This window comes from Salinivibrio sp. HTSP, from assembly GCF_003390965.1.
GTDB classification, from domain to species: domain Bacteria; phylum Pseudomonadota; class Gammaproteobacteria; order Enterobacterales; family Vibrionaceae; genus Salinivibrio; species Salinivibrio kushneri.
This window is the reverse complement of sequence record NZ_PXUD01000087.1, coordinates 1-2,276: the sequence shown is the minus strand read 5'-3', so window position 1 is coordinate 2,276 and position 2,276 is coordinate 1. Positions and strand designations below refer to the sequence as shown.

The 2,276-nt window shown below is 56.1% G+C and carries 1 protein-coding gene; it reads right to left on the bottom strand.

Annotation, left to right across the window (positions count from 1 at the left end; genetic code table 11):
• Window positions 1-2,276: Ig-like domain-containing protein (locus C7A19_RS14060; protein WP_116645189.1), on the bottom strand; the 2,276-nt coding region annotated here is incomplete at both ends.

Genomic DNA, 2,276 nt, shown 5'->3' with positions numbered 1-2,276 from the left:
TGGTCCAGATCGCTCAGGCTGCCGTCGCCATGCTTGTCCCACATCAACACGCCGTCTTCAGCACCGGCCCAGGCGGTGGATTCCACCTCGCCGTCACGGTTGACGTCCATTTCTACCGTGTCGTAGGCAATCGCACCGTCCTGGTTGAGGTCGAGGACGATGGGGGCCACTTCCGTTACACCAGATTGATATAGGGTAACTGCGTCAAGAGCTAGGCCATTGCTTCCCGCAAGCTTCGATTGAAAACTAATAGTGGTTTCAGCCTCCACTGCAGTGAATTCAATACTCCTAGTCACCCAGCTTTCACCTACTCCAACGAACCCGGTTTCGCCTTCACCCCTACTAGGTGCTGTTTTCTGTTCAGTGGGCATGCCACTGATGGCAATCTCATAAGGGGCATCTGAAAATTCAAAATTATCTTCTGCCCATTGAAGGGTATAAGTTTCACCCACCGTTAGGGTGACTGTTTGGCTGATTTTCCCGGGACTTCCTCCATTCAAATCAAGGAAATATTCCCCTTCTGCGGAGGTGTATGAACTACTTTCATCACCTGAAACTCTATCGATACTTCCACTTTCAATCGTCCAGCCGGGTAAAGCACCGCTTCCAGGCCCTTCGTTATAGCGATCCGGTGTGCTGGTTGGGCCATCTTCAAAGCCTCCATTGATTAGCAAGCCGGTAACAACAGAGCTTGCCGTGCCTTCTTCTGAAGTATTACCCACCGCATCCGTGATAGTGGCGTCTACTGTCAATGTCTCATAGGGCGCAGGCGCTGCAAAGGTGCTTGCGAAATCGACCTTATCCGCGTCTATCATAGCCTGCGTCAGCTCAACTTCCTCAACCGTTGCGCCGTCGCTCACCGTCAGGGTATCGCCGGCCACGGCATTGGTGCCCGCCAGGCTCATGCTGACGGGGACATTGCCGTCTGTGTCGATCTCGCTTTGGGCGGTGAAGCCGTCGCCGTCGTCGATGGTTACCACGGGGGCGTTGGGCGGTGTGTAATCGAGAATGGCGGTGTCGGTAGCGGTGGCTTGATTACCGGCCAGGTCTTTGACGGTGGCTACCACGGTTAGCTCGCCTTCTGCCAGGCCTGAGCTTGAGGTGAAATCGAAGCTGTAGGTGCCATTTTCCTGCACCACTGCCGTTACTATGCCCACATTTGCCGGGCTAGCGGAATCGGTGATGGTTAGCGTGACCTGCTGACCGGGTTCCGCGTCTGTGGTGCCGGTAATCTCCGGCTGGCCATCGTCCAGGGTGAGGCTATTGGCATCGGTGATATTCACTGTGATCAACACTTGTGTGTCCAACACTGCGGAGGCCGTGGCAGGGTCGGAGGTGTTGCCTGCTGCATCCGTAATGGTCGCCGTCACGGTCAGATCGCCATCGGCCAGGCCAGATAGATCACCGCTTTCGACTTCGAAGCTGCCATCCATTTGCACGGTAGCGGTTTGGGTGACGGTAATGCCATTGCTGTCGGTTATGACGATGTCAACATCACGGCCCGCTTCCACATCTGTTGTGGTTCCGGTGAGGGTACCGGTGGCGTCTGGATTGTTGTAGGTCGAGAGATCCAGGGCGACGCTATCGACGCTAGCGGTTTGGTCGATATCCCAGGCAGCCTGGTTTTGACCTTCAGCACTTTGCTTGCCCGCAACTGTCTGACGCACTCGAATCTGACCCGCCGTGTACTCGCCTTCGGGCAGATCGAAGGTGGTGCCGGTTCCCGCTACCCAAGTGGTGCCGTCCAGTGAGTATTCCCAGCTGCCATCCATGTACAAGCCGCCGACACTAACGGTGGGGTTGTTGGTAATGTTGTCCTCATCGCCGCCGGCGACATCCGTGGCAAAGGTATCTTCTGCCAGCGTCAGGGTCGGCGCATTCGGTGTGGCGCTCATGTCAACATTATCGGTTGCAGTGGCGGTGTTACCGGCCTGATCTTGCACCTCAGCGGTCACAGTTAGCGCGCCATCACTCAGGCTTGAAAGATCAATAGTGCCACCATAGCTTCCATCAGCCGCTAACGCATCGAGAGGCATGGTCTCCGATACTGTGTTGGTACCATCGGTGACGGTCAGGGTGACCGTTTGGCTCACTTCCACATCCATGGTGTTGCCATAAACCAGTACGGCGGTGACGTTACTTGGGTTAACATCGGCCAGATTAACCGTGATCTCAGCGGTGGTATCCAGCAGCTCGGTGTCGGTCACGCTGCCGCTGTTGCCTGCTTCATCAGTCACGTTCATGGTCACGGTCAGATCGCCATCGGCCAGGCCGCT